General features: G+C 59.1%; 22 protein-coding genes and 4 pseudogenes. 13 read left to right on the top strand and 13 right to left on the bottom strand.

Annotated elements, in window-relative coordinates; all coding sequences use genetic code 11:
• The first annotated feature begins 22 nt into the window (after positions 1-22).
• Positions 23-229 carry a hypothetical protein gene (locus NKI63_RS21030; RefSeq protein WP_352491411.1) on the top strand — a complete coding sequence of 69 codons (207 nt, stop codon included), beginning with the start codon at positions 23-25 and terminating at the stop codon, positions 227-229.
• 48 nt (positions 230-277) lie between these two features.
• On the top strand, positions 278-709 hold the full coding sequence (locus tag NKI63_RS21035; RefSeq protein WP_352452010.1) for a hypothetical protein: 432 nt from the start codon (positions 278-280) through the stop codon (positions 707-709).
• Here NKI63_RS21035 and NKI63_RS21040 read toward each other — a convergent pair.
• The 4 genes and pseudogenes from NKI63_RS21040 to NKI63_RS21055 all read right to left on the bottom strand — a co-directional run.
• On the bottom strand, positions 647-1,123 hold the full coding sequence (locus NKI63_RS21040; RefSeq protein WP_352466304.1) for a tetratricopeptide repeat protein: 477 nt from the start codon (positions 1,121-1,123) through the stop codon (positions 647-649). The genes NKI63_RS21035 and NKI63_RS21040 overlap by 63 nt on opposite strands.
• A gap of 151 nt (positions 1,124-1,274) precedes the next feature.
• Positions 1,275-1,541, bottom strand: a complete 267-nt coding sequence (locus NKI63_RS21045; protein WP_352452008.1) for a hypothetical protein — start codon at positions 1,539-1,541, stop codon at positions 1,275-1,277.
• A gap of 187 nt (positions 1,542-1,728) precedes the next feature.
• Positions 1,729-2,262, bottom strand: a complete 534-nt coding sequence (locus NKI63_RS21050; protein WP_352452075.1) for an IclR family transcriptional regulator — start codon at positions 2,260-2,262, stop codon at positions 1,729-1,731.
• A gap of 12 nt (positions 2,263-2,274) precedes the next feature.
• Positions 2,275-2,457: pseudogene (locus NKI63_RS21055) on the bottom strand (helix-turn-helix domain-containing protein); the annotation flags it as partial.
• Between the two features lie 468 nt (positions 2,458-2,925).
• Here NKI63_RS21055 and NKI63_RS21060 point away from each other — a divergent pair.
• Positions 2,926-3,756: a universal stress protein gene (locus tag NKI63_RS21060; RefSeq protein ID WP_352452007.1), complete on the top strand. Its 831-nt coding sequence runs from the start codon at positions 2,926-2,928 to the stop codon at positions 3,754-3,756.
• Between the two features lie 241 nt (positions 3,757-3,997).
• Here the strand turns inward: NKI63_RS21060 and NKI63_RS21065 are convergent, their stop codons facing one another.
• Positions 3,998-4,525, bottom strand: coding sequence for a DedA family protein (locus tag NKI63_RS21065; RefSeq protein WP_352452006.1), 528 nt, complete (start codon positions 4,523-4,525; stop codon positions 3,998-4,000).
• A gap of 230 nt (positions 4,526-4,755) precedes the next feature.
• Between NKI63_RS21065 and NKI63_RS21070 the strand changes: the two genes are divergently transcribed.
• On the top strand, positions 4,756-5,376 hold the full coding sequence (locus tag NKI63_RS21070; RefSeq protein WP_352452005.1) for a transglutaminase-like cysteine peptidase: 621 nt from the start codon (positions 4,756-4,758) through the stop codon (positions 5,374-5,376).
• 80 nt (positions 5,377-5,456) lie between these two features.
• Here the strand turns inward: NKI63_RS21070 and NKI63_RS21075 are convergent, their stop codons facing one another.
• Together NKI63_RS21075 and NKI63_RS21080 are read right to left on the bottom strand one after the other, a co-directional pair.
• Complete coding sequence (locus NKI63_RS21075) at positions 5,457-5,762, bottom strand: hypothetical protein (protein WP_352452004.1); 306 nt, start codon at positions 5,760-5,762, stop codon at positions 5,457-5,459.
• A gap of 294 nt (positions 5,763-6,056) precedes the next feature.
• Entirely contained in the window at positions 6,057-7,439 is a 1,383-nt protein-coding gene (locus NKI63_RS21080; protein ID WP_352466303.1) for a multicopper oxidase family protein, read from the bottom strand.
• A gap of 471 nt (positions 7,440-7,910) precedes the next feature.
• Between NKI63_RS21080 and NKI63_RS21085 the strand changes: the two genes are divergently transcribed.
• Positions 7,911-8,552 carry an inorganic diphosphatase gene (locus NKI63_RS21085; protein WP_352452002.1) on the top strand — a complete coding sequence of 214 codons (642 nt, stop codon included), beginning with the start codon at positions 7,911-7,913 and terminating at the stop codon, positions 8,550-8,552.
• Positions 8,553-8,618: 66 nt separating this feature from the next.
• Here the strand turns inward: NKI63_RS21085 and NKI63_RS21090 are convergent, their stop codons facing one another.
• Together NKI63_RS21090 and NKI63_RS21095 are read right to left on the bottom strand one after the other, a co-directional pair.
• Positions 8,619-8,993 (bottom strand): hypothetical protein, encoded by a 375-nt coding sequence (locus tag NKI63_RS21090; RefSeq protein WP_352466301.1) that lies wholly within the window; start codon positions 8,991-8,993, stop codon positions 8,619-8,621.
• A gap of 282 nt (positions 8,994-9,275) precedes the next feature.
• Complete coding sequence (locus tag NKI63_RS21095; protein ID WP_352452000.1) at positions 9,276-9,842, bottom strand: hypothetical protein; 567 nt, start codon at positions 9,840-9,842, stop codon at positions 9,276-9,278.
• A gap of 226 nt (positions 9,843-10,068) precedes the next feature.
• On the opposite strand from NKI63_RS21095, the gene tatB reads away from it, so the two are divergent.
• From tatB to NKI63_RS21110, 3 genes are all read left to right on the top strand, one after another.
• The gene (gene tatB, locus NKI63_RS21100) at positions 10,069-10,437 is read left to right on the top strand and encodes a Sec-independent protein translocase protein TatB (protein ID WP_023680209.1); all 369 of its coding nucleotides are present in this window, start codon (positions 10,069-10,071) and stop codon (positions 10,435-10,437) included.
• A complete protein-coding gene (locus tag NKI63_RS21105; protein WP_352451999.1) occupies positions 10,412-11,344 on the top strand; it encodes a CDP-diacylglycerol diphosphatase in 933 nt (310 codons plus the stop codon). The genes tatB and NKI63_RS21105 overlap by 26 nt, the downstream gene beginning before the upstream one ends.
• 265 nt (positions 11,345-11,609) lie before the next feature.
• Positions 11,610-12,437, top strand: a complete 828-nt coding sequence (locus NKI63_RS21110) for an undecaprenyl-diphosphate phosphatase (RefSeq protein WP_352452071.1) — start codon at positions 11,610-11,612, stop codon at positions 12,435-12,437.
• Positions 12,438-12,525: 88 nt separating this feature from the next.
• On the opposite strand, the pseudogene NKI63_RS21115 reads toward NKI63_RS21110, so the two are convergent.
• From NKI63_RS21115 to NKI63_RS21125, 3 genes and pseudogenes are all read right to left on the bottom strand, one after another.
• Positions 12,526-12,612: pseudogene (locus NKI63_RS21115) on the bottom strand (transglutaminase-like cysteine peptidase); the annotation flags it as partial.
• Positions 12,584-12,772 carry a transglutaminase-like cysteine peptidase gene (locus NKI63_RS21120; RefSeq protein ID WP_352452070.1) on the bottom strand — a complete coding sequence of 63 codons (189 nt, stop codon included), beginning with the start codon at positions 12,770-12,772 and terminating at the stop codon, positions 12,584-12,586. The gene NKI63_RS21120 and the pseudogene NKI63_RS21115, both read right to left, overlap by 29 nt.
• Positions 12,756-13,067: a transglutaminase-like cysteine peptidase gene (locus NKI63_RS21125; RefSeq protein WP_352451997.1), complete on the bottom strand. Its 312-nt coding sequence runs from the start codon at positions 13,065-13,067 to the stop codon at positions 12,756-12,758. The genes NKI63_RS21120 and NKI63_RS21125 overlap by 17 nt, the downstream gene beginning before the upstream one ends.
• Between NKI63_RS21125 and NKI63_RS21130 the strand changes: the two are divergent.
• The 5 genes and pseudogenes from NKI63_RS21130 to NKI63_RS21150 all read left to right on the top strand — a co-directional run.
• Positions 13,059-13,396: pseudogene (locus NKI63_RS21130) on the top strand (transglutaminase-like cysteine peptidase). The gene NKI63_RS21125 and the pseudogene NKI63_RS21130 overlap by 9 nt on opposite strands.
• A gap of 190 nt (positions 13,397-13,586) precedes the next feature.
• Positions 13,587-14,537: a DUF1402 family protein gene (locus NKI63_RS21135; RefSeq protein WP_502896191.1), complete on the top strand. Its 951-nt coding sequence runs from the start codon at positions 13,587-13,589 to the stop codon at positions 14,535-14,537.
• A 340-nt stretch (positions 14,538-14,877) separates the two neighbouring features.
• Positions 14,878-16,002, top strand: a complete 1,125-nt coding sequence (locus NKI63_RS21140) for a DUF2333 family protein (RefSeq protein WP_352451995.1) — start codon at positions 14,878-14,880, stop codon at positions 16,000-16,002.
• A 135-nt stretch (positions 16,003-16,137) separates the two neighbouring features.
• Positions 16,138-16,296, top strand: a complete 159-nt coding sequence (locus NKI63_RS21145) for a hypothetical protein (RefSeq protein ID WP_352451994.1) — start codon at positions 16,138-16,140, stop codon at positions 16,294-16,296.
• A 177-nt stretch (positions 16,297-16,473) separates the two neighbouring features.
• Positions 16,474-16,944 (top strand): annotated as a pseudogene (locus NKI63_RS21150) (Tn3 family transposase); the annotation flags it as partial.
• A gap of 11 nt (positions 16,945-16,955) precedes the next feature.
• Here NKI63_RS21150 and NKI63_RS21155 read toward each other — a convergent pair.
• The gene (locus NKI63_RS21155) at positions 16,956-17,486 is read right to left on the bottom strand and encodes a UPF0149 family protein (RefSeq protein ID WP_352466299.1); all 531 of its coding nucleotides are present in this window, start codon (positions 17,484-17,486) and stop codon (positions 16,956-16,958) included.
• Positions 17,487-17,500 lie beyond the last annotated feature (14 nt).

Genomic DNA, 17,500 nt, shown 5'->3' on the forward strand with positions numbered 1-17,500 from the left:
CATTTTCCGATGTGATCCAATGTTGGTCGAGCATTTGCCACGCCCGATCCTCGCGCGCGGCGCGTTGCCGGATTGGCTGCGCACAATGCCCGCTACTTCCTTTTCGGCGATCCACGGCCGCGACATTCGCACGCTCAAGCAGTGCCCGCCCGTTATCGATGCGATGACCTATGGCTTCATGATCCTCCTGCCGTGCGACGTCATCGCCGACAAAGGGACCTTTTCCTAGGACTGGCAGATTCCGGACCCGGTCACCGGGAACCACCCCCGAGCGCCTTTGAGCTTCCACACGCCGGGGCAACTCGCAGGCAGCCCGTTTGCCACTCCCGGTCAGGCCGCCCTCAAATTCAACAGCTTCTGGACCATACAGGTCGAGGACGGCTGGTCGCTGTTCGCGACGCATCCGGTCAATCGCGACGATCTGCCCTTCAGGCTGGTGACGGGCCTGGTGGATTCCGACCGGTTCAACGATGGAGGCATTAATTTCCCGGCGGTCTGGACTGAGCCCGAGTTTTCTGGCTTGCTCAGGAAAGGAACCCCGGTCGCGCAGTGCTTTGCGGTTCCACGGGTTGAGCCGCAGCTGGAATACGAGGTGTTCGATGAAAAGCGGCAGGCATCGTATGCGCAGACGGTCGCCGATGTCCTGTCAACGCCCGGTGTGTACCGCAAGCGGTTTCGCGCCAGGCGGGGACGCTCCACCAGCGAGTGAGCGACGCAGCGCTTCCTCATCAAGCCATAGCCGGCCGCTGGACGCCGATGTGAGTGCCATGGCGATGACGCCGAACGTGGATGGGCGCAGACTGTAGGCAATCGAATACGCAGCCATGGCCCCGTCGAGGTCGCCGACTTCCTGCAGGACGACACCCAGATTGACGGCAGCTTCCGGGGCGTCCGGGCTCATCTTCAGCACCCGCCGATAGGCTTGAGCGGCGCTGCCGAACTTGCGCATGTCCTGACGCACCAGCCCGAGGTCAAACCACGCAGCCGGATGCCCACCGCCGGCGACAGCGCGTTCGAGGAAGCCCTCCGCTTCGGCAGGCGCACCGCGTTGCCAGGCAAGGCGCCCGAGGCGCGCGCTGCCTCCTAGGATTTCGGATCCCGCTGCAAGACAAGTGTCCAGCATTCGCGCGCGGCCGGGGCGTCGCCTGCCTGATCAAGGGTACGTGCTCGCTCGATGAGGATTTCCGCCTGCAATGATAGCTTGGCTGCGCGATCCAGCTGTTGCAACGCCGCTTCAAACCTGCCTTCGGCCCGGGCAATCCTGCATGCCAGAATCAAGGCAGGCACATTGTCCGGGCGAACGGCAAGGCTCGCTTCGATGCGCGCGCACGAGCCCCCGGCATGTCTGCCCTTGCGAACAGGAACGCCGCCAGAAGATGGCAAAGCGCTGGATCGCCCGGGTGCTGCCCCAGGCCCAATGCGCACAGATGCATCGCTTGGTCGTGATTACCGGAATTGAAAGCAGCCACCGCCCGGCGGATCAGATCGCCACTATCGCTTTGATTGTGCGCGTTGTTGCTCGGACGCTCACTGGCAGTCATGTCCTCAAGCGCCCGATGTCGATTCCAATCATGTTTGGCGGGGCCGCTTGCCATGAATCGAGCAGAGTAGCCGATTTGGAGCCTCGCTTGTCATCACGCTTAACCGCTTCCAAAGGCAAGAAGGCCACAATCCGCCCCAACTGCTGCTCCCGTGCCCTTGGGCACACACGCTCTAGTGACGACCATTCTATGAGCGCGCTTGTAAATATTGGCTACTCGCAAGGGATGTCCATAGGCGTTCGTCAAATTCCAGCAAAAGCGGTCTCATGTTGACCAGCTTTTCCGGTGTAAATCTGGTCAGCGGTCCAGAAACAGCCAGCGCTCCGGCCAAGCCCTCGCTGCCTGAAAAAACCGGTACGGCCATCGTCGCTGTTTCAGAATCTCCCTCCCCGAGCGATACAAACGGAATCTTCGCCATAAGAGCTATTCGCATTCTAGGCTTAGCGAGACTAAACCGAGCAAGCACTTGGCCAGCTGCATGATGGTCAAGCGAAAGCACATCGCCCTCTCGGATTTGATCCCGGATCAAATGGCGACAGTCTGCACGAAACAGGCAAATGCTGCGATTTCCCTCCTTTCGAAAAAACGATGCGCTTTCATTCGCCCGTTCAACAAGGCTCAAAAGGAGAGGCCGAACGAAGGCCTCCATCTTAAAACGACGACGGTAGAATGAGCCCAATATCATCGGCGTAGGGCCGGCAGCAAAGCGCTTGTCCGCCATGCGAACAATGTAGCCACTCCGGACAAGGGATTCCGTTAACCGAAGGATCGTGCTTTTGTAGAGGCCTGGTCTAGAAGAAATCTCGGCCAAGCTTAAACCTTCGTCGCGCTCTGTGAAGCACCCGAGGATCGAAAGCGCGCGATCGACAGCTTCAACCCCTCCCGCTCTTGTGTCTGCTTGGAGCCTGCCGGACATAATGTAGGGAGCACAACACTGGCGCGTCGGTTGCGGCAGGCTGCGTTACAGCTTCGCTAGGCATCCAGGTTTGGCCGGTATCCGGATTCAGGAAGGATGATCGCAGAACGCGGATCTCCAGATGTCAAACCCCGATGGTCCCCGGCGCGGATCGTGAACAGCGGAGTTTCCGCCACATCCTCGGCTGCCGCTACTGTCAAAACAATGCTTGCGGGCGCCACTGCGCTCATGGCAACAAACGGGCTAATCTTTGTTGACATTTCTCGTCATCGATGCCTGCCATTATAGCCACGACCGTTCAGGACGGAATCGATGCGGCGCAAGATCGCCTTGGAATATCGAGGTAGGCGATAGCGAACCTCGGTCGTCTGAGTATTTTGGCGGGCTGAACTAGGAGGCTTGAGGTGTGTAACACGCGTTGGGCCATTGGTCGCTCGACAGCGGCCGAAATCATGGAGCTGAGGTTTGATGAATAAGATTGCCTTACTTCCTCTGGTGACGTATCCGGAAGCGAATTCCACCAAAATCGCCTTAAACGCAATCGCGGTGGTCAAGCACATTGGCGCGGCGCTTCACGCATTAACGATCAATGTCGATATCCCGGGTATTTCCAACCCGGTGTCGAGATACTTGATCAACCTTCCCGAAATGATCCGGGAGACAGAAGCGACCAGCCGCAAGCACGGGCTCGATTTGCTGGAGGCATTGAAAGCTGAAGCGGCACGTGTCGGATCGTCCCTGACAACCGAGGAGATTGCTGTTCAGCCGGCATCTGTCAGCGATGTTGCGGCAGTGAAGTCACGCTATTTCGATTTTGCTTTGATTGGGTTGGAGCCAAATAACCAGACTGCGCGCATGACCGTTGACGCGGTTCTGTTTGGTTCGGGCCGACCGACCATAATTCTGCCGGAAAGCGCAAATGTTGGTGCAATCGATCATGTTATCATCGCTTGGGATGGGAGTCGCGTTGCGGCCCGGGCCGTTGCCGACGCGTATGAGTTTCTGCAATGTGCGGCAAAGATAACCGTACTGACGGTGACAATCGAAAAGCCGCTGCGCGATATTGGCGAAAGCCTTGCTTTAAGCCTGAGAATGCGTGGCCTTCCCGCTGAGGGAGTCTCAATCGATACGGAAGATCGCCCCATTGGCGTTACGCTTCAGGAGCGCGCTGTCGGCATGGGCGCCGATCTGCTTGTCATGGGTGCGTACGGCCATTCCCGGATGAGAGATTTTGTCGTGGGTGGCGCAACCAAGGGCGTTCTGGGCGATCTGCGCCTGCCTGTCCTTTTGTCGCACTAGAAATCTGCAAATCTGGCCTCGAGTAGCGGCGGCAAGTTGGCTCCTACGGTTGCGCCAGCGGCATCAAAGGAACCAGCTACGAGTTCAAGACGAAACCGTGCCTAATTCTCTTGAGTTGCGGATTGTTTCGCCTTCGAAATTCGAACTCGAACTGAACTGGGGAGCATACCCGTTCGCGCCGCCTACGATTGATTCCTGCCCTTGCCAGAGGCAGACAATGACGGTCCGCCTTTGGTGCCCATCAAATCCACGCCTGCAGCCATTTGAGGCCGAAGGCGCCGGGAGCCAGAATACCTGTGGCCCAGACGAAGGCTGAGGTGATGTTGGCAATCTGAAACGTCAAGGCGGGCATCTTACAGATGCCCGCCGCCAATGGCACGGATGCGCGCAAAGGACCGAAGAAGCGCCCAAAGAACACCCCGGCCACCCCCCATCGCTCGAAGAACAGGTGACCGCGCGGAATGAGGTTTGGATAACGTGACAGGGGCCAATAGTGCGAAACCCCGTTTCCCAACCGCGTGCCGATCCAGAAGGACAGCCAGTCCCCCAATGCCGCCCCAATGGCGGCGGCAAGCCACAGGGGCCAGAATGCGATACCGCTTTCGCCGATGAGAAAACCGACACCGATCAGGATCACGGTTGCAGGCAACAACAGAGAGATGAACGCCAGCGATTCCCCAAAGGCCAGCACGAGCACCAGCGGAACACCCCATGCTTCATGCGTCCGGATAAACGCGATCGTCGCTTGCGTGACCTCATCGAGGCTCATTCATCACTTTCCAATTCGCACCAAGCGTGACCGACGGTTGACATCTCACCATATCGGTCCCTCTGGCAAAGACCTGCCGCGCAGGAAACCGAAATCGTGCAGACGTGTAGCGGCCGAGCAACGCACACGGCGCAAGTAACCATTCAGAAGGATCTTCCTCCCGCTCTGATTGACAGAACCCACGGGATCGACCTTAACTCATTCTTAACAAAGGTGGTTGGGCGGGTCGGATGAGTTCCTCACGAGTGCGGTTGTGCGCACGGTTGGGCGGCGGTGCGGTCGTTGCAATCATTGCGATAATGTCCACGTGGTCGGCGGCGACGGCTTCACAGTCGATGCCGATCGGTGGCTTTACCTCGCAGCCGATCGGTCACTACGATTTCTGCAAATCCCATCGGGCCGAATGTGAGATCCGCTCACGCGACAATGGTCCGGAGCACATGACCGGAAAACTCTGGCGGCAGATTACGAGCGTTAACCTGACGGTCAACAACAACGTCAAGCCGATGAGCGATCTCGACCAGTACGGACAGGACGAATTCTGGGCTTATCCGGACAGTGGTTTCGGCGATTGCGAAGACTATGCGCTGGAAAAGCGTCGCCGTCTGATAAACCGCGGCATTCCTGTGTCGGATCTGCTGATGACGGTTGTTCGCAAGCCCGACGGCGAGGGTCATGCAGTGCTGACTGTTCGTACCGACACGGGCGACTTCATCCTCGACAACCTCACCGACACGGTGCGCCGCTGGGACCAGACCGGCTACCGCTTCCTGAAGAGGCAAACCGGCACCGACACGGGGCGCTGGGTCTCCCTCGATGGCGACAACCCGCTGGTCAGCGCAATCAAGTGACGGTAGTGTAACAGTTCACCCCAAAGTTGACGCCTTGCCGAAAGAGATCTCTGTGGCTGATGCGCAGCCTGCTCTTCGTCTTAGGTCGGAGTGTTCGTCGTTGTTAAGGCTTTGTGTCCGGCTTCGCCTGATTGCTGCTCGCCCCCTTCGACGAGCACACTCAATGGTGCTGTCGCCTCCGGGCAGCCGCTCTGAATTTTTTTCCATGACGAAATGTTGAGAACCATGTCGCATTGCGCGAGTTCCGGTCCAGACGGCAATTGCAGACAGGCGAATTCACCGTGATGGAACGTCCGGCCGTTGGCGAGGCACTGACATTCTGCCCGCGCGGGCGTTGCAACAAGCGCCACGAAAACCAGGATGCAAGAGGCATGGAACGTCCTCATGCGAAATCATAGCACGATCCGGAGCGGGCGCCAGATCGCCCAGCATGAGCTACAGCGCCGTGATGATGACCAACGCAATCGCGACCGCGGTGGCATGGGAACCGGCGTTGGCGAGCGAGCCCGGGAGGCCACTCAGCAGAGGCTCGATCAGATGCACAGATCAGCACCCGTCGCCGGCCGCTCCGGCGCCCGTGAGCAGTAGCGCCATTAGTGCGGCGAGAACTCGGACGCTCCGCCTCGCCCAATTTCGACCCTCTCACGCCCTCGGCAACGCAACCCTGGATGAGGACCGGGTCATTCCACACGCAAATAACCGGTCAGGCCGCTCTTCTGATGTTCAATGACGTGGCAATGGAATGCCCAATTACCCGGATTGTCAGCGACCAACGCCACTTCCATCACTTCTTGCGATTTAAGAAGGGCCGTATCTGTTACAAGCGACGCAATTTTGCGCTTGTCGGAGCGTAGCAGACGGAAAGACATACCGTGCAAATGGATCGGATGATCGTTCGGCGTTTCGTTGCGAAGGCGCAGAACATAGCTTTTGCCTCGTTTTAGAGCCGCGAGCGGATCAACTGGCCCCGGCGCGTCCCCTCGCCAGGCGACGCGGTTGATCGACCAGAAGGTGTAGCCGAGCGTGCCGCAAACACCCGGCGCCGGCGCATCACCATTGGGCGACCAGCCAAAGACGAAGTCCATTGTCTCGGGATCGGCAAGATCCGGCTCCGGTACGCGATTCGGCCGCAGCGGCTTGAGTTCGCCAAGCGTCCGCCCCGCGCTGGCGCCGATAGGCCGGAATCGGACGAGAACGCGAGGTCCCTTGGCTGTTCTGAGATTCAGGCTGACGATCTCGTCTTCGCCATCAGGCACGCGGAGGGCGACATCGGCGCGCTGGCCGGGCGCGATGACAATGCCCCGAGGCGCAACAGGCTGCGGCAGCGGGTTGGCATCAAGAGCGATCACTTTGGCCGTTCCGCCATCGAGGTCATAAGTGCCGATACGGGTGACATCCGTGACTGCCAAACGCAGGCGCACAAGGCTGCCCGCTGGCAGATCGTAAATCGGGGTGACTTCCCAATTTACCGTCGAGACCGTACCCAGCGTGCCGCCGCGCGCAGCGTTGCGTGCCTTGAACAATTCGATGAACTGGCCGTCTTCGCCGAGACGGAAGTCGCGTATATTGAGCGGCAAATCCTGGTCGAAACCGGCATCTTCGTCATCTTCGACAACAAGCATGCCTGTCAGACCGCGGGCCATCTGATCGAGCGTGTTGCAATGCGGATGATACCAATAGGTGCCGGCATCCGGCGGTGTCAGAGTGTAACGGAAGCTTTCGCCCGCCGCGATGGGACGCTGGGTGAGATAAGGCACGCCGTCCATGGCATTGGCGATGCGCAATCCATGCCAGTGCACACTCGTCGCTTCATCGAGATCATTGACCACGTCTATGGAAAACGGCCTACCTCGCAATAAACGCAGAGTGGGCGGCGGCCCGCCCGCACCGAAACTCATCATCCCTTTGGTGACGGTGCCGGGCAAAATCGACCGACTGATCGCTGAAACCCGCAAGGTCAGATCGGCTGCTACGGCCCTGCCGGCAATCAGCCCGCCTGCAGCGCCGACAGCTACTGCTGCCGTGCCGCCCAGCAAGAATCCCCTGCGCGACATTCCCGACATGAAGCAGCCCTTTCAGTGGAGTATAGCGGACGTGGTGTTGTTGTCTCTTCGTTCACGAATTTCGAACCCTGGCAATGATTCAAGGTCAAGGTGGCGTAGTCTCCGAAGGACTTCAACTGAAGTTGGAGTTTCACTTGCTTTTTGATGATTGCCACACAACGTCGCACTGAGCCGCGAGGCGTCTACGTGGCAGCTCTCGCCGAACGGCGTGTTGTGGGTGTAGCGTGCCCGATTGGCAGGAGTTACGACGCAAGCTATCCCCTTGCCGGAAATGGGCTCGCCTGAAATAGCACATTTGAAGCGGCCACCGTCTCTTAAACGCCCATAAACGCAAACGCCCATAGACGCTCATCACTCGTCAGCGCTCTATCTCGGCCCATTTCTGCTCGCCGCAGGATCGGTGCAAATACGGTCATCCAATTTCAATAACGGAACCCTGTAATGCTGCCGTCACATACGGTGGCTAGGCGGATGCAGGGCGCCCTGCCCGTCCAACCTCTGGAGACAACCATGCGCGCTTTGCCGACTGTCATGGCGCTTGCGGCCCTGCTGGGCACGCAGCCCGCTTTCGCCGAATTCGTCACAGCTTTCGATTTTCCGCAGCCGAAAGACACCAGCGAATTTTACACGGTTATCGAGATTCCGGCGGGAAGCATCACCAAATATGAGATCGATGCCGAGACAGGCCATGTCGTCGTCGATCGATATCAGTCCATGCCGGTCGTCTATCCGGCCAACTATGGTTCCGTTACCAGTTCGTTGGGCGGCGACGGCGACCCGTTGGATGCGCTTGTCTTCACCCGGGAACCCGTTGTGCCCGGTGCTCTGATCAAAGTCCGCGCCATCGGCGTGCTCAACATGGTCGACGGCGGCGAAGCGGATGACAAGATCATCGCTGTGCCGGCTACGGATATCGATCCGCAATATGACGGGGTCAAGACCATCGATGATCTTCCGGCCATCGAACGACAGCGCATCGAGGCATTCTTTCGAGTTTACAAGCAGCTACCTGAAGGCCGCAAGGCCGTTGAGCTGAACGGCTTTGGTGGCGCCAACGTCGCCATCGACATGGTTGGCAAAGCCATTGAAAGCTACCGGAACAAGAAGGACTGACAGGAAAGCAGAATCTCAACAGGAAGCTCATCCATAGGGCTGGTTCCTAGCGGTGTTGGAACACCGCTAGGGTATGCGTTGGGCTTGCGTCGCACTGTTGGATGCGCGCAAACTGCGCTTCGCTTTAGCTCCGGGCGTTTGCTGTTGATAAAGCCAAATCGTTGGCTTTATCTCCGCCTTCGCCTGGTTTCTGCTCGTCCCCTTTGACAGGCAAGCCAAACGGCGCCGTCGCCTCGGGGCATCCATCCTGAATTTTTTCCATGACGAAATGTTGAGAACCATGTCGCACTGCGCGAGTTCAGGACCTGACGGCAATTGCAGACAAGCGATTTCGCCGTGATGGAAAATGTGGCCGTTGGCGAGGCACTGGCATTCGGCCCGCGCGGGCGTTGCAGCGAGCGCCGCGAAAACCAGAATGTAAGAGGCCGGGATCGTCCTCATGCGCAAGATCATAGCACGATCCGGAACTGTCGCTAGTGTGAACGCTTCACAAGTAACTCGGCGGAGAACTCGTACCGCGGGCGCTCACGATCCTCAATCGTCGTTCGCGTCGGGTTTTGCCCTGTTGTCCGTATTTTGTGGCCCGAATCAAAGGCACGGCCAAGCGACCAAAATGACCAGCAAATCCATCGGCATGCCGCGCCCAACGACACCTGCCAAACTGCCGGCATGCATGACGAGCAGCGTTGTTCGAACCGACGGCCGCGATGATGCGCGACACGTTCAGGTTGAGGGAATGCGCGGGTCCTGAACGAGATAGAGCCGCGCAGTCGGCGTGAAATCAGTCACCAGGAATGAGAACGAAACCGTGCTCAGCGGATCGACCTCGCCTTTCCGGAACAGAAGATGGTCATAAGGTTCGAATTCACGACTGAATTCGGCGAAACTATCGGACCGAATTGCATCCGTTTCGCGGCGCGCCTGGTCGAACGAAAGCCCGTCGCTGGAATCGCTTGGCTGGTTGAGAATCTCCTGCAACTCGAACTCGAATTCGACCCAGGCGTGACCGCTGTTGTTGAGGGCAACGATCCTTAGGGAAATGAACCCGGTGGCATAGTTGCCGGAGGCACCGAATGGCTGAACCGGCCGGATGGCGCGTATGGTGAGGGTTACCGGGCTTGCCGACTCGAGTTCCTCGGTGATCACGACGGGATCGGCCCTTGTTCCGGCTCCCGAAGCGGCAATGATCCGGAATCCGCCGAGTTCGTCGGAAAAGGAGTAGGCGCCTGCTTCAAATATTCTGGGCCTTGTGCCATCGGCTCCAGCGAGGAGTCCGCTTGCTGCGAGCACGGTTGCGAATATCCCTACCAGACGTGCGCCTGATATTCGGGTTGACGAGTGGTGCCACATGGCTCGAAGTATGAACGACATTCCCGCGGCCGCATACTGGAATGGCTCAGGCGAGAGGCTATGATGGTTGGATTTGGCGCCGTAGGTCGAGGCATTCAACCGGATCGGTCGCCACAAACCAGCGGAGAGGTTGTCGCTGCCGGCGATTGCGCGAGAGGACGTACCGATGTTCGGACTTGGCATGACCCACCTGTTGGTTATCTTCGTGGTGGCGCTGGTTGTTTTCGGCCCGGAGGAGCTTCCAAAAGTCATGCGATCGGCGGGGGCAATGATGAAGACATTCAATCGGATTGCGGGCGATTTTCGAAAGCAGTTTGACGACGCCGTACGTCAAGCCGAGAAGGAACTCGACCTGCAGGAAACCCGCTCGATGCTTCAGAATGCGATGGAGGACGTGCCGCGAAGCGCTGACAAGGCCATAGTAGGGAAGGACAGCAATCTCGATCCGGCCGCTGAGCGGGGCGCAGAATCTGAACTGACATCGGTCACGGCCAAGGATGCGAGGTTTAATGCCGAAACGTCATCAAACCAGTGATCGGGCAGAAGAGCAGTCGCCCATCGGAACCATCGCGAGGCTCCCAGCCGCTCCACCTTCACCGTTTCGGTTTCGCCGACTGCGCGCCGGGACTCAAAACCTCATCTCGGGCATTCCCCTCGCTGTAAAATCCCTTCACAGGTTACCATTGTTCCACCACTGCCGTGCTGCAGCCGTGCTCTGTTTGACAATCGCGTTGCTGACTGCGGCGGTCACCGACGTCGGCTCCGCTTCAGCGCATCGCAACGCGCTCTGGCAGGTTGTGCAGACCTGCGCTCTTGCCGCAGCGCATCTTGGCAGCGCTTTCCCCTGCGAGGAAGTGATCCTGCCCAGGCAGGGCGTGCCTGGATCAGCTCTCATTAAATCACCCCGATACCGGACCGAGTTTCTGTTGACGCCACTTACGGCTGTTGCCGGCCTTGAAAGCCCGTCTGTCCGTTGGCAGGGCAGTTCCCAACTCTGGAATCGGGCATGGAAAGCACGAAGCAAGGTCTCGGCGAGCCTCGGACGTCACCTTCCACGAACGGCCATCGCCATGGCTGTGAATTCCAGGACTGAGCGATCCCAGGATCAGTTCCACATCCATATCGATTGCGTTGCGGTGTCGGTGGAAAAGAAACTTGTCCTGAAGGGGCCGAAGGTGGAAGGTCCGTGGCAGCTTCTCCCTTTGGCTCTGATGGGGAAACGCTATTGGATCAAGGCAGTCGACAAGCCGGATTTGGAAACGACCAACGTAGTCGGCATCATCGCTTCCGGCCTGCCGCAGGCCCGGGGCGCCATGCATCACGTAAATGTCGTCGTCGTTGGCGCCGAACTCGCCGGCGCAAGACCGGGATTTTACATCCTGACCAATTGGGAAAGCTCAGCGGCCGAGCGCCTTTTGGATCACGACTGCACCTCGCGTTGAGCGCCCACGAGGCAACGGGCGAAGCAATGGCCGCACCCGGACACTCGACGGAAGTCTCAAAGCAGTCTTCGCGGAATGGTATCCGGGCATGGCAAACGACAATCCAAGACCCGATCAGCGCAGCAAAGCTGCGTGACCGCCCCACAGTTCCTCATGCTCTCCTATCTGCAGGCCCGCACCGGCTAACGTCGGCTCTTCGACGATCCGATGAAGCGACAGCCCGAGACGAGCTGCGCACCACGCAAAGGAAGTGCAATTGGCTGAAATCGGGTGGAGCGAGGCGGCGATCCTAGGAGTGGTTCAAGGACTGACGGAATTTCTTCCGATCTCCTCAAGCGCGCATTTGCGGATCGTTGGTGAATTCCTGCCACCGGCCGGCGATCCCGGCGCCGCATTTACCGCCATTACGCAGATCGGGACCGAGATCGCGGCCCTGATCTATTTCCGCCATGACATCATCTGCATCATCGCCACATGGCTGCGTTCCCTGGCCGGCCGCCGTGAACGGCTGGACCCGGATGCCCGCATGGGATGGCTGGTGATCATAGGGACCCTGCCGATCGGCATCCTAGGACTATTGCTGAAGAACCTGATCGAAGGTCCGGCCCGCAACCTCTATCTCACGGCAACCATGTTGATCGTCTTCGCGCTGGTTCTCGCGGCCGCCGACCGGCTGGGCGCCAAGCGCAAGGCTTTGCGCGATCTGGGCTGGCGGGACGGCCTTCTGTTCGGCGCCGCCCAGGCGATGGCCCTCATCCCGGGCGTTTCGCGATCGGGAGACACTATAAGCGCCGGACTGCTGATGGCTTACACGCGAGAGGCCGCCGCCAGGTATTCGTTCCTGCTGGCGATACTTGCCGTGCTCGCCTCAGGCTTCTTCCAGCTCTATGCGAGTTGGGGGGCAGACAGTCCGGTCGGCGCCGGTCCGACCGCGCTGGCCACCCTGCTGTCCTTCGCGGTCGGCTATGTCGCGATCGTGGGTTTTCTGAAGCTAGTCTCGACGCGCAGCTACATACCCTTCGTCTATTATCGGATCGGGCTCGGCGCCTCGATATTTCTGCTTCTTGGCGCCGGTCTCCTGTCAGCGTCCTGAGATTATTTCGTGCCGCTGACGAGAATGTCTGTTGGGATTCGATCGCTTCCCAATGGCCGGAGTTGGATCGCGACTGGCGCTTCAGGTAGGTATATCCGGTGTCCGACCACAGCAGGACCTTCGGCTCCAGATTGTCGAGAATGAAGTCACCGGCGGTCGTGTTGACGCTCAGCATCGCGTGCCCCTCGCCGCTCGACTGCCTGACCACCGTTATCCAAAAGGTTTTGCGGGGGCACGCCCTGTCTCATCAGTTCGCGACGTTTTTCCAGCACGATGTCGTCGCAGTCGCCAAATCCCTTATAGGGATACTCCCATTTCTCATCGACACCGGGTATCTATGTCCGTCATGGCCATGATCGTCGTGTTGGCCCTGTTGTTGATTTCGATCAGCGTCTCACACAAGGAGCGGGTCAGTTCGACGGGCTTCGGGTCGCGCGTGACGATCGAGCAATCATCGCGATAGTTCCGACAGTATTCGTAATGACCGATCGCTGCGTTGTCCGTCCGTTTGTTCGCATGAATGTGAGCTGCCCTGCATTCGCCGAGCATGACCGATGACTTTTGCGATCGCTCGTAGGCGTCAACGTATCCGTAAACCACCGCGTCAAGCCAGTGAGCGACATGGAACACAATGGAGTTCCAGAATATTGGTCCTATCCTGACGATAATCTGGGTGATTGCGAGGATTATGCACTGGAAAATCGGCGAACGCTGATGCGAAAGGCCTTCGCGTCTCCAGTCTGCTCTTGACGGCAGTGCGCAAGTCCGATGGCGAAGGGCACGCTGTATTGGCGGTTCGAACCGACAAGGGCGATTTCATTCTCGATAATCTGACCAATAGGGTTCGTCCCTGGTACGAGACGAACTATCACTACCTGAAGCGCCAAGCGGAATACAACACGAGACGGTGGGTTTCCATCTTAAGCGAAGACAATCTTCTCGTCGGCGCGCTTAGGTAACGCGATGCCGAACATTTTTTCCAGCGTCCTTGCATCCGAACACCTTGCCGGCTCGCAAAACCTCCGCCTCTCTGTTATAGGCTCGAAAGCACACTGCCATGACCATATGACGGCACACCCTGCATCCCTTCACGGAGCCGGAGGCTGCCAACGGAGCCTCATGCCAACAGCCAAGCTGCAGCCCTTTTTGATGACGGTGACGATCGTTGCACCTTGTGTCGGAACGGCCCCAGCCGTGGCGCAGACTGTCACAGTCGTCCCGACGGGCAATCGTCTTGCCGAGCAACCGGTGATCCCAAGAGCGTCCGCGCTTCGTTCCAAGGCATTCAACACGACGTACGAGGAGAAGTATCGGGCCATAACCGCCTTGATACGGGACGACCGCAAGCTCGTCGGCAAGATCAGGAAGGCGGCGCTCGCCTATGGCATCGATCCGATCCACATCGTCGCGGCTCTCGTCGGAGAGCACACCTACAATATCAGCGTGGTCGACTCGGTTCAGACCTATTACGTCAAGGCGCTCGCCTATGCCGATCTGAAGTTCTCCTTCAGCTACAGGGGCACTCCGGTCCAGTCATTCGTCCAGCGGCCCGAATTCGCATCCTGCGCTTCTCTCGAAAGCAGCGCGCTGATTTGGAGCTGCCGTGACCAGGTCTGGGAAGAGACATTCCGGGGTCGCAAGGTCGATGGCGTCGACTACGAACCCATCACGTTCCAGCGGGCCTTCTTCCAACCCTTCTATGCGGGGCAGACCTTCGGCCTGGGACAGATAAGCCCGCTTGCAGCCCTGCAGGTCACAGACATGGTCAGCCGGGTCAGCAAGCTTCCCCGATTGTCGCCCGATCGCCCGCAGGCGATCTATCGCGACGTCATGGATCCTGATCGCAGTCTTGTTTACATCGCCGCGATCATCCGGGATTCGATCGATGCCTATCGGGAACAGGGGTTCGATATATCCGGTAATCCCGGAATCACCGCCACGCTCTACAATGTTGGCCAGCCGCGCAGACGTGCACGTGAGTTGAGGCAAGCCGTGACCGACAAGACCGGCCGCACCCTGCCCGTCGAGAACTATTACGGCTGGCTCATCAACGACAGGCTCGAAGAACTCAAGGCGCTTCTCACCGATGGCACGAAATGATCGTGGTTGGTGGCCGGACACTCGCGAACCTGCGTCGGATGGCAGGACAGATTTATGCCGGAAAAGCTGGCTGTCATGAGACCAATTCCGCTTGCATTTGGCGAACATCTATCGACATCAGATGGAAGCAAACAGTGCACTCAAGCGAACTCATAAAGCGCGCCGGAATTGCCGGTCGCGTGCAAGATGGCCAAGCGAGGTATCGTGTGTCGATTACCATGCGGCTCCAAACTGAGAATGGCTTACCCAGCGCGACGTTCTGAAAATCACATATTTGAAAGACAAGGTGGCGTTTGGCATGCGCCTCTACGGCTTGACTGACTGAGGGGGTGACATCGCCATGCTTGATCCGATCGTGAATTTCTTCACCCGGATTTTCCAGTGGATCGGCCGCGGCATCGGCTTAGCCATCGGCGTCATCCTGTGGCCGTTCGTGTGGGCCGGGCGTTGGTATACGCAGCGCGGCTGGATCCTGAAGGCAGTGGTCGGCCTGGCGCTGCTGATGCTGATCGGCCTCTACGCCAATTTCTTCTACGCCACCCAGTGGTGGAACAATTTCAACCCGAACTATCCCGACACCTATATATTCGAGAAGCGCAACCTGTCGGCCGGCGAGCAGGTCGCCGCCGGTGCCAGCACCGACGCCGCCAGGACCTGTGGCAATTCGGCGATCGCCCAGTTGGCGGCCGACCTGACCGACTTCAACGTCAACCAGAATGCCTGGGTGTCGTCGATGATCCTCTACAAGCTCGGCCTGTTCGGCATCGACTGGGACCACACGCCGTTCATGGACAACAAGGCGTCGTTCCAGCGCGGCATCAACCAGGCGGTGCGGCGCACGGCGACCGAGCTTGCCGACAATCTCGGCCGCGTGCGCACCACCTCGCAGATCGACGCCGACCTGCAGGACGCGCGCGGCAATCTGCAGTTCGATGAGGAAACCTGGTATTTCGGCTTGAACCCGTTCGGGCCGAAGACGCCGACGCCGAGCTACTATCGCGACGCGGTGCGCAAGCTGCGCGCCTTCAACGCCCGGCTGGAAACCTGCCAGACGGTGTTCGATGCCCGCGCTGACAATCTCAAGCAGTATATCGACCGCATCTCGTCCGACATCGGTTCGACCTCGGCGATCCTCAAGGAGCGCGCTGAGCACTACAACAATGGCTGGTTCGATTTCCGCGCCGACGATCGCTTCTGGTTCGCCTATGGCCAGCTCTATGCCTATTACGGGCTGATGAAAGGCGCCGAGGCCGATTTCGAGGACGTGATCAACGAAAAGCACCTGCAGAGCCTGTGGGACACGATGGACTCGCAGTTCGTCTCGGCGCTGCGCATCCAGCCCTTCATCATCGCCAATGGCCGCGAGGATGGCTGGCTGTTGCCGAATCACCTAACGACAATTGGCTTCTACATGTTGCGCGTGCGCTCGAACCTGGTCGAGATCAGCAACGTTCTTGCGCAGTAACTCGGTGGATGAAGCGCTCGAGGGCATCGAGGCATTGGGACCGGTAACTTCTCTGGGGTGAGCGCGGCCACGATTTGTTAGCGCCGACTGGGCCATCACCGTTACTTTGTTTAAGGCGGCGGCGATGGCGGTGGAATGGACGATCACGATCGAGAGCAGGAACGAATTCGGCGATGTCGAAACGAGGTCCGGATCGACAAAAGCGATGAGCGTCCGCGTGGCGGAGACCTTGACCTGTCGATCAAAGATGGCAAGAAGATCATGGCCGCCCTGCAAACAGTGGTCGCGACCTAGGAGGCGAAAACCTACACCCTGTTTCGACGGGTCTGTCCGGATTGCCACAATTTTCGGCCGGTCAAGGACTATACGACGCGTCGAATTCAAACGGTGTTCGGCACAGTGGAGGTTCGCAATCCCCGCTGGGTGTTGTGCCGGGATTGCCATCCAGGGATGGACGCCGCATCCAATGGTATCGAGGTTCCCGACCTGTTGAGGGAAGTGCATGAATGGACCGGCTTTGCGGATAGCTTCACGCATGTTCGCACCGGCGACGTCCCAAGAGATGTCTCGGCCATGCTGGCCGGCGTACTGGCGGATGCGACCAACCTTGGTCCGAAACGGATGGCCAGCGCGTCCAAAGGCATCAGCGCTCACCAGATCAGTTGGATGAGAACCTTCCATGCACGGTCGGAGACCTACCGCGCGGCGCAGGCCTGCGTGACGGACGCCCACACCCGCCATCCGCATTCTCGCCTTTGGGGCAATGGCACGACGTCATCATCTGACGGCCAATTCTTCCGCGCGAGCGACCGAGCCGCAAAGCGCGGCGACATCAATCTGCATTACGGCAGCGAACCCGGCTCAAAGTTCTACAGCCACCTTTCCGATCAGTACGGCTACTTTGTAAGCGTCACGAGCACCGCACGACTGTCCTTGCTTGACAGAGGCAGGATTCAGATGCGGGCCGCTTTGACCCGCTTGGGCATGAAGTACGAGCGGATGGCGACGACCGCCTTTGCAACGGCTGCGACGCCCGCGTCGTCGAGACGGGAGTTCAGCCCCGTTGTATCCCGGATCGGGGCGATGATGTCGCCGGTCTTGGCATGGCCGTGGAGAACGGGGCGCCAGAGCCTTGTGGCGTAGCCGGTGGCAAGCAGGAAGGCGGTCGACCATTCGAAGGCGTCGAATGTGCCGTCCTGCTGTCGCGCAAGGCGCGGACGCCAGGTCTCCGGCGTTTCGCCGAGCCCGACCGAGATCCGGTTATAGTTGGCAACCAGCGTCTGAACGGCGAGCGCCTCGGTTGTACCTTCGAGCGCCATCAACGCTTGCTCGCCTGCAAACAAAGGAATCCATTGGCGCGGGTCGATAAAGCGCGGACCGATGATGAGCGCAGTCAGATAGCCGTCGAGCCCATCCATGCCGAAGACCGGCGGATGCGGCCGCTGCTTGTGCAGGAACGTCTCGAAGGCCGCATCGTCCAGCATCGGGCGCGAAGGCG

It is taken from the genome of Mesorhizobium sp. M0410 (genome assembly GCF_040321435.1).
In the GTDB taxonomy this organism is placed as follows: domain Bacteria; phylum Pseudomonadota; class Alphaproteobacteria; order Rhizobiales; family Rhizobiaceae; genus Mesorhizobium.

Excerpts from the sequence above, each read along its gene's own strand:
- NKI63_RS21040 (WP_352466304.1), bottom strand. The coding sequence starts at position 1,123 with ATGCTGGACACTTGTCTTGCAGCGGGATCCGAAATCCTAGGAGGCAGC.
- NKI63_RS21045 (WP_352452008.1), bottom strand. The coding sequence starts at position 1,541 with ATGACTGCCAGTGAGCGTCCGAGCAACAACGCGCACAATCAAAGCGAT.
- NKI63_RS21050 (WP_352452075.1), bottom strand. The coding sequence starts at position 2,262 with ATGGCGGACAAGCGCTTTGCTGCCGGCCCTACGCCGATGATATTGGGC.
- NKI63_RS21060 (WP_352452007.1), top strand. The coding sequence starts at position 2,926 with ATGAATAAGATTGCCTTACTTCCTCTGGTGACGTATCCGGAAGCGAAT.
- NKI63_RS21065 (WP_352452006.1), bottom strand. The coding sequence starts at position 4,525 with ATGAGCCTCGATGAGGTCACGCAAGCGACGATCGCGTTTATCCGGACG.
- NKI63_RS21070 (WP_352452005.1), top strand. The coding sequence starts at position 4,756 with ATGAGTTCCTCACGAGTGCGGTTGTGCGCACGGTTGGGCGGCGGTGCG.
- NKI63_RS21075 (WP_352452004.1), bottom strand. The coding sequence starts at position 5,762 with ATGAGGACGTTCCATGCCTCTTGCATCCTGGTTTTCGTGGCGCTTGTT.
- NKI63_RS21080 (WP_352466303.1), bottom strand. The coding sequence starts at position 7,439 with ATGTCGGGAATGTCGCGCAGGGGATTCTTGCTGGGCGGCACGGCAGCA.
- NKI63_RS21085 (WP_352452002.1), top strand. The coding sequence starts at position 7,911 with ATGCAGGGCGCCCTGCCCGTCCAACCTCTGGAGACAACCATGCGCGCT.
- NKI63_RS21090 (WP_352466301.1), bottom strand. The coding sequence starts at position 8,993 with ATGAGGACGATCCCGGCCTCTTACATTCTGGTTTTCGCGGCGCTCGCT.
- tatB (WP_023680209.1), top strand. The coding sequence starts at position 10,069 with ATGTTCGGACTTGGCATGACCCACCTGTTGGTTATCTTCGTGGTGGCG.
- NKI63_RS21105 (WP_352451999.1), top strand. The coding sequence starts at position 10,412 with ATGCCGAAACGTCATCAAACCAGTGATCGGGCAGAAGAGCAGTCGCCC.
- NKI63_RS21135 (WP_502896191.1), top strand. The coding sequence starts at position 13,587 with ATGACGGTGACGATCGTTGCACCTTGTGTCGGAACGGCCCCAGCCGTG.
- NKI63_RS21140 (WP_352451995.1), top strand. The coding sequence starts at position 14,878 with ATGCTTGATCCGATCGTGAATTTCTTCACCCGGATTTTCCAGTGGATC.
- NKI63_RS21145 (WP_352451994.1), top strand. The coding sequence starts at position 16,138 with ATGGACGATCACGATCGAGAGCAGGAACGAATTCGGCGATGTCGAAAC.
- NKI63_RS21155 (WP_352466299.1), bottom strand. The coding sequence starts at position 17,486 with ATGCTGGACGATGCGGCCTTCGAGACGTTCCTGCACAAGCAGCGGCCG.